The sequence below is a fragment of the Sphingomonas taxi genome, from assembly GCF_000764535.1.
Taxonomy (GTDB): Bacteria; Pseudomonadota; Alphaproteobacteria; order Sphingomonadales; family Sphingomonadaceae; genus Sphingomonas; species Sphingomonas taxi.
This window is the reverse complement of the sequence record NZ_CP009571.1, coordinates 1,843,080-1,850,000: the sequence shown is the minus strand read 5'-3', so window position 1 is coordinate 1,850,000 and position 6,921 is coordinate 1,843,080. Positions and strand designations below refer to the sequence as shown.

Sequence of the window (6,921 nt, the reverse complement as noted above, 5' to 3'; positions counted from 1 at the left end):
TGCAGCTTCAGAGTGGCATTAGGAAAGAACTGTGTAGCATAGGTGGGAGGCTTTGAAGCGTCGGCGCCAGCTGACGTGGAGCCATAGGTGAAATACCACCCTGTTGTTTTCTGATGTCTAACCTCGTTCCGTAAGCCGGAACAGGGACCCTCTGTGGCGGGTAGTTTGACTGGGGCGGTCGCCTCCTAAAGAGTAACGGAGGCGCGCGATGGTGGGCTCAGGCCGGTTGGAAACCGGCTGTTAGAGTGCAATGGCATAAGCCCGCCTGACTGCGAGACTGACAAGTCGAGCAGAGACGAAAGTCGGTCATAGTGATCCGGTGGTCCCTCGTGGAAGGGCCATCGCTCAACGGATAAAAGGTACGCCGGGGATAACAGGCTGATAACCCCCAAGAGCTCATATCGACGGGGTTGTTTGGCACCTCGATGTCGACTCATCACATCCTGGGGCTGGAGCAGGTCCCAAGGGTTTGGCTGTTCGCCAATTAAAGTGGTACGTGAGTTGGGTTCAGAACGTCGCGAGACAGTTTGGTCCCTATCTGCCGTGGGCGTCGAAATTTGAGAGGAGTTGACCCTAGTACGAGAGGACCGGGTTGAACGTACCTCTGGTGTACCTGTCGTCGTGCCAACGGCGCAGCAGGGTAGCTATGTACGGACGGGATAACCGCTGAAAGCATCTAAGCGGGAAGCCTCCCTCAAGATAAGATTTCATAGGACGGTCGGAGACCACGACCTTGATAGATCGGATGTGGAAGTGCGGTAACGCATGGAGCTAACCGATACTAATTGTCCTATTCGCGCTTGAGAGTCTCACACCATCAATGACAATCCTGGGTCACCAGCGAAACGTCAGCGACGGCGTGGATGATACAAGTCGAACGCCAGAACATACCTTCACAAAGGTGCATCGATTTTGAAAACCCGTCACAATGCAAATTGCGACGGGTTACCCCCAAGCCCGCTTCGCATCCGCCCGCTTCATTGCCTGGTGGCTATAGCGTCGGTGTCCCACCCGATCCCATCCCGAACTCGGCCGTGAAACCCGACTGCGCCGATGGTACTATCGCTCAAGCGATGGAAGAGTAGGTCGTCGCCAGGCATTGCAGCCGGCGGATACGAAGCAACACGCTTAGGGCAAAGAACCCATACACAATTCATCATCCGGTGACGGATGCCAACACCCCCGCCCAAACAGCGGGGGCGTTCGCGTCACAACCCTGTCGCGGGGTGGAGCAGCCCGGTAGCTCGTCAGGCTCATAACCTGAAGGTCACAGGTTCAAATCCTGTCCCCGCAACCAAATTCCACGAAAGCCCCGGCCGATAAGCCGGGGCTTTCTGCATTTCGGGCACATCACCGTGGTCATCTCCGCCGATGGGCTCGTGCAACGCTCGCGCCGAACAGACGCAGCGGGACTGCTTCTCCCATCGTACGATAGCCCGCTTCGTTGGGATGAAGGTGATCGCCGCTGTTTCACTGTCGGGAATCGGTGCTGCGGTCAGCATTGCCACAGATCATCTGCGTCGGCGTTCATCAAGGCCGGCAACGCCAAGCCGAAACGTATCGGTAGCAATGGCGATATCGCTGCAATTGTTCAGTGCCCAGTGACATCGGGTCCGAGATGCTGGTCCCGGCGATGCAGAGCAGCATCACTTATCTCGGTGGCATCGATACGCGGCGTTTAATCAGAATAACGTCGATCTGCCATCGAAGCGATCAATCGTGACCGCAATTATACTCGATGATGGTCGGTACAAAATAACCGGCAACGGCGGGCAATGTAATGCGAGTGAATACAACACGGTGTTGCGTCCAGTTCTGCTCAACTATTTATCAGCCGATGATGGGCGGCCTTATACATCGAAAGAACGCCTGGACATCAGCGGCTAACAATTCGGGTTTTTCCAAAGCGGCGAAATGTCCGCCGGTGGGGAGGGGGGTGTAGGTCTGGACATGAAAAACGCGGTCGAGCCAGGAGCGGGGGGGCATCGCGATTTCGTGCGGAAACACCGCGACGGCGAGCGGAGGACGGATCCGCTCGGCCGGGGCAAAGACCAGCGGGCGGCGCCGGTTTTCCTTGTAGAGACGAAGCGACCCGTTGAGATCGTTGCCGAACCAGTAGAGGCAAATGTCGGTGAGGAGGTCGTCGAGCGATATGACGCTTTCGAGATCGCCGTTGCAGTCGCTCCACGATCTGAACTTCTCCGTCACCCAGGCGGCCAGCCCGATGGGGGAGTCGGTGAGGGAGAAGGCCAAAGTCTGCGGCTTCGTGCCATGCAGAGCGGCGTAAGCGCCCTCGTCCGCCGACCATGACGCGACATGATCCAGATACGCCTGCTCTTCGGGTGTGATGGGGGGCGCGTCGCCGCCCAAGGGCGGACGGTAGCTGCCCGGGACGAAGTTGAGATGGATGCCGTGCACGCTGTCCGGGAACAGCCGGGCGAGCCAGGTCGATACGCCGGCGCCGATGTCACCGCCCTGTGCCCCAAACCGATCGTAACCAAGCCGAAGCATGAGCTTTTGCCATAGCATTGCGATCTCCCGCGAACTCACACCCGGTCGCGTGGGTGCAGGCGAGAAGCCGTAACCGGGCAGCGAAGGGACGACGACGTCGAAGGCGTCCGCAGGATCGCCGCCATGCGCGCCGGGATCCGCCAGAAGAGAAATCAGGCGTTCCATCTCGACGAACGACCCCGGCCAGCCATGGGTGACGATGATCGGTAACGGCGCCGGCCCGACGCCCCGCCGATGAACGAAATGGATCTCTTGATCGTCAATCGTCGTCTTGAACTGCGGCAATTGGTTGAGCCGTCTTTCCTGTGCCCGCCAATCGAACTGGTTCAGCCAGTAATCGGCCAGTCGTCGCATGAACGCCAAGCTTGCGCCGTCGTCCCAACCGTCGGCATCGAACGAGCTGGGCCAGCGCACCGTGCGAAGCCGCTGTGCCAGATCTTCGAGCTCGGCTTCAGGCACGGCAATCGTGAATGGAACGACGGGCATGATGGGCTCCCAAATAGCGACGACGTTAGGGTGTTCGGTGCCGCGCGCGACGAAGCCGGCGACGCCGCGGCGCATCGCGACGCGACGCCGGTCGTCCGCCTCGACCTATGCGCGACCGCCATTGGCGATGAAGGCATCGACCCGCGTTTCCAGCACCTTGAGCGGCAGCGCCCCGGCGAGCAGGATGGCGTCGTGGAAGCGGCCGATCGAAAAGCCCGCGCCGAGGGCAGCCTTCGCCTTCTCGCGCAGACGCAGGATGGTGACCTTGCCGACCATATAGCTGCTCGCCTGGCCGGGGGAGACCGCATAGCGTTCGATCTCCTGCGTCGACAGCGAGATGGGGTCGCCGTCGATGCCGCTGAGCGTCGCGATCGCTTTCTCGCGGCTCCAGCGCTTGGCGTGGATGCCGGTGTCGACGACGAGCCGGCCGGAGCGGAGCAGCGCGTCGTGGATATAGCCGAGCTCCCAGGCCGGCTGGTCCTTGTAGAAGTTCATCTCGTCGGCGAGCTGTTCGGCGTAGAGCGCCCAACCCTCGATATAGGCGCCGAAGAACAGGATCTTGCGGTACAATGGCAGCGCCGATTCACGCTGCAGCGTGAGCTGGAGATGATGGCCGGGGACGCCTTCGTGGAAGGTGGTCGTCGGCATGTCCCAGAACGGCGCCTCCGCCGTGTCGCGCAGGTTGAGCCAGTAGATGCCGGGGCGCGTGCCGTCGAGGCTTCCTTCCGTATAATGGGTCGAGGAAGCCGCCTCGGTCGCCGCGGGGATGCGGCGGATCTCGAGCGGCGTCCTGGGCAGCGTCGCGAAATAGGCCGGCAGCCGCCGTTGCATCGCCTGCACCAGCGTATTGAGGTCGGCGATCTCCTTGGCCTTGCCGGCGTCGGTGTTGGGATAGAGGTAGCGTGGGTCCTTGAAGAGGCCGGCGTAACGCTCCGCGACGGTGCCCTTGGTCATGCCGAGCTTGCCGAACAGCGTGTCGGCGCGCGCGCTGAGTTCCCGCGTGACGTCGAGCCCCATCTGATGGACCGCATCGGGCGACAGATCGCTCGTCGTCGCGGCGCGCAGCGATGCGGCATAATAAGCGTCGCCATCGGGCAGCCGCCAGACCCCCGCATCGTGCACCGCCTTCGCGCGCAGCGTCGTGAGCAGCGCCATCTGCCGGTCGAGCGCGGGGACGACGCTTTTGTCGTAGATCGCACTGGCGCGGGCCTGCCAGTCACCGGCGATCCCCTTCGCCTGCGCGCGGCTCGCGAGCGAGGTGACGAGCGTCGAGGATGCGGCGGGCTGGCGCAGCACCTTCATCTGCGCCAGCGCACCATCGATCGCGAAATCGGGCGGGACGACGCCGAGGCCGGCATCGTGGCGGACGCGCTCGATCTCCTGATCCATGACGACGGCGAAGGCGTCGAGGCGGGACAGATAGGCCTCGCAGTCCGCCGCGGTCGCGATCGTATGCTGGCTGTCGAGGAAGTCGGGCGTACCCGAATAGGCGCCGCTCAATTGCGACAGGACATAAGGGCTGCCGGCACCGGTGCCGCCATAAGCGAAACGGCGATCCGCGGCGTCGGTCGCTTCGGTGTCGTAGAGGACGGCATCGTAGTTGATCGCCGCCGGGGCGCTCAATTGCGTGCGGTCGATGCGGCGGAGCTGGCCGAGCTGCTCCGTCACCAGGCGCTTGCGCCGCGCGAGGGCGGTCGGCGACGCGTCGTCGAGCCGGCGCTTCGCTGCCGCCCGCGTGCCGGTATCGACGCCGAGCGACGTCGCCAGCGTCGGGCTTTCGTCGAGCGCGGTCTGGTAGAATTCGTCGAGCAGGTGCGTCAATGCCGCATCGGCGGGACCGGCCGCTGCGGGCGCCGCAGCGGAGGCACCGCGCGACAAGGCCAGCGTCGCGGCGGAGCCCAGACAGAACAGACGGCGATCGATCATCCCTGTTTTCCTTTTCGGCGCAACGGCTTCGGCCAGACTGCCGGGCGCATTGCCGATGCCGCTATATCGGGCGGATCCGGGATGCGACAGCCACGCGACACCATGCCGTCAGTGCGGCAATGCGGGTTGGCATCGGGTCGGCCGGCCGCGCGTCACCTGTTCAGCGCGGAGCGGATACCCGCCACACGACATTGCCGGCGTCGTCGGCGACGAGCACGGCACCAGTGCGGTCGACGGTCACGCCGACCGGGCGGCCGCGCACCTTGCTGCCGTCCGCGGTCAGGAAGCCGGACAGGAAGTCCTGCGGTTTGGCGGAGGGACGGGCGTTCGTGAACGGGACGAAGATCACCTTATAGCCGTTAAGCTCGTCGCGGTCCCAACTGCCGTGCTCGCCGATCAACGCGCCGCCGCGATATTTCGCGGGCAGGCTGCTGCCGGTGTAGAAGGTGAGGCCGAGCGCGGCGACATGGCTGCTCAACGCATAATCGGGCGGGATCGCGCGCGCGACGAGATCGGGGCGCTGCGGCATGACGCGGGGATCGACGTGCTGGCCGTAGTAACTATACGGCCAGCCGTAGAAGCCGCCCTCGCGCACCGAGGTCAGATAGTCGGGGACGAGGTTCGGCCCCAGTTCGTCCCGCTCGTTGGCGACGACCCACAAGGTGTTGGTACCGGGATAGAAATTGGGGCTGTTCGGATTGCGCAATCCGGATGCGAACACCCGCGACCGGCCGGTCGCACGATCGATCTCCCAGACCGCGGCGCGGTTCTTCTCCGCCTCCATGCCGTTTTCGGTGATGTTGCTGTTCGACCCCACCGTTGCGTACAGCAACGTGCCGTCGGGGCTGAGCGTCAGGCTCTTCGTCCAATGATGGTCGATCGGGCCGCCCGGCAATTCGGTCAGGCGCACCGGCGCCGCGGTGATCCGCGTCTGGCCGAGCGCATAGGGATAGCGCAGCACCGCGTCGGTCGCCGCGACGTACAGATAGCCGTCGGCGAAGACGACGCCGAACGGCGAGTTGAGATGACCGAGCAGGACGGTGCGCAATTCGGGGACGCCGTCACCGTCGGCATCGCGGAGCAGGGTGATCTGGTTGGTCGCGCCCTTGGGCTTGGCGCCGCTCTGGCCGGTAGCGCGCTTCTGCACCCAGGATACGATCGGGTTTTTCGGACGGGTGATCGGATCGAGATTGGGTCCCTGCGATTCGACGACGAGCACGTCGCCATTGGGCAGCGCGAGCATGTTACGCGGGTGGTTGAGATCGCGCGCCAATGCCTGCACGCGTAGGCCGGCGGGCGCGGTGGGCGTCTCGTTCGCGCCCCAGCCGACGACTTCGGCGACATGGATCGGCGGTACCAGATATTGCTGCGGGGCGGGTAGGACCGGATCGGGACCGATCTGGCTGTTGCGATCGAACTTGGCGCCGCCGTCGTTACAGCCGGCGAGCGCCAGCACCAGCGCGGAGGCGGCGCCGGCGAGGATCGTACGGGCGGCGGTCACGACCGGACCCCGACGCGATGCTTGTAGACGAGCGAGCCGCCGAGCCAGGCGCTGATGCCGAGCAACAGCACCGAGATCACCGACAGCGTCAGTCCGGTCGGCACCACGCTGGTCCAGCCGTCGCGGCTGTGGACGAAGGCGTTGACGATTTCGATCACGAAGACGCTGAGATTGATGATCATATGCGGGGTCGCCGGGCGTGCGGCGCGGACGCGGCGATCGCCGGCGTAATCGATTATCCCGGTCAGCGCGGCGAGGCCGCCCATCACCAGTCCGGCGGTGATCAGCCAGATCGAGAAATTGCTCCACTGGACGTTGGCCGAACCGAGATAGGCGAGATCGGTGATCAACGCGCCGATGAAGCAGACGATCGGGAACGGCACCAGCATGGGATGCAGGGGGTGACCGAACAGCTTCGCCGTCGATCGCGGATTGCCTTCGTCGCGCGTGGCGCGATCTGACGGTGTATTGGCGCTCATCAGGCTACAGCGCAACGC

Annotated in this window: 4 protein-coding genes, 1 tRNA gene and 2 rRNA genes (1 of these 7 cut by a window edge); 3 read left to right on the top strand and 4 right to left on the bottom strand. The window is 63.8% G+C overall.

Features of this window, described 5'->3' with window-relative positions; genetic code table 11:
- The 3 genes from MC45_RS08315 to MC45_RS08305 form a co-directional block, all read left to right on the top strand.
- A 23S ribosomal RNA gene (locus MC45_RS08315) occupies window positions 1-805 on the top strand (it extends 1,990 nt beyond the left edge of the window).
- 178 nt (window positions 806-983) lie between these two features.
- A 5S ribosomal RNA gene (gene rrf, locus MC45_RS08310) occupies window positions 984-1,098 on the top strand.
- A 122-nt stretch (window positions 1,099-1,220) separates the two neighbouring features.
- Window positions 1,221-1,297 (top strand) — tRNA-Met (locus MC45_RS08305).
- Window positions 1,298-1,830: 533 nt separating this feature from the next.
- On the opposite strand, the gene MC45_RS08300 is transcribed toward MC45_RS08305, so the two are convergent.
- The 4 genes from MC45_RS08300 to MC45_RS08285 all read right to left on the bottom strand — a co-directional run bounded on the left by MC45_RS08300 (window position 1,831) and on the right by MC45_RS08285 (window position 6,903).
- On the bottom strand, window positions 1,831-3,072 hold the full coding sequence (locus MC45_RS08300) for an epoxide hydrolase family protein (protein WP_218916708.1): 1,242 nt from the start codon (window positions 3,070-3,072) through the stop codon (window positions 1,831-1,833).
- A gap of 30 nt (window positions 3,073-3,102) precedes the next feature.
- On the bottom strand, window positions 3,103-4,923 hold the full coding sequence (locus tag MC45_RS08295) for a DUF885 domain-containing protein (RefSeq protein WP_038661735.1): 1,821 nt from the start codon (window positions 4,921-4,923) through the stop codon (window positions 3,103-3,105).
- Between the two features lie 160 nt (window positions 4,924-5,083).
- Complete coding sequence (locus MC45_RS08290; RefSeq protein ID WP_052075581.1) at window positions 5,084-6,424, bottom strand: PQQ-dependent sugar dehydrogenase; 1,341 nt, start codon at window positions 6,422-6,424, stop codon at window positions 5,084-5,086.
- Entirely contained in the window at window positions 6,421-6,903 is a 483-nt protein-coding gene (locus MC45_RS08285; protein WP_052075580.1) for a DUF2231 domain-containing protein, read from the bottom strand. Before MC45_RS08285 ends, MC45_RS08290 begins: the two co-directional genes overlap by 4 nt.
- Window positions 6,904-6,921 lie beyond the last annotated feature (18 nt).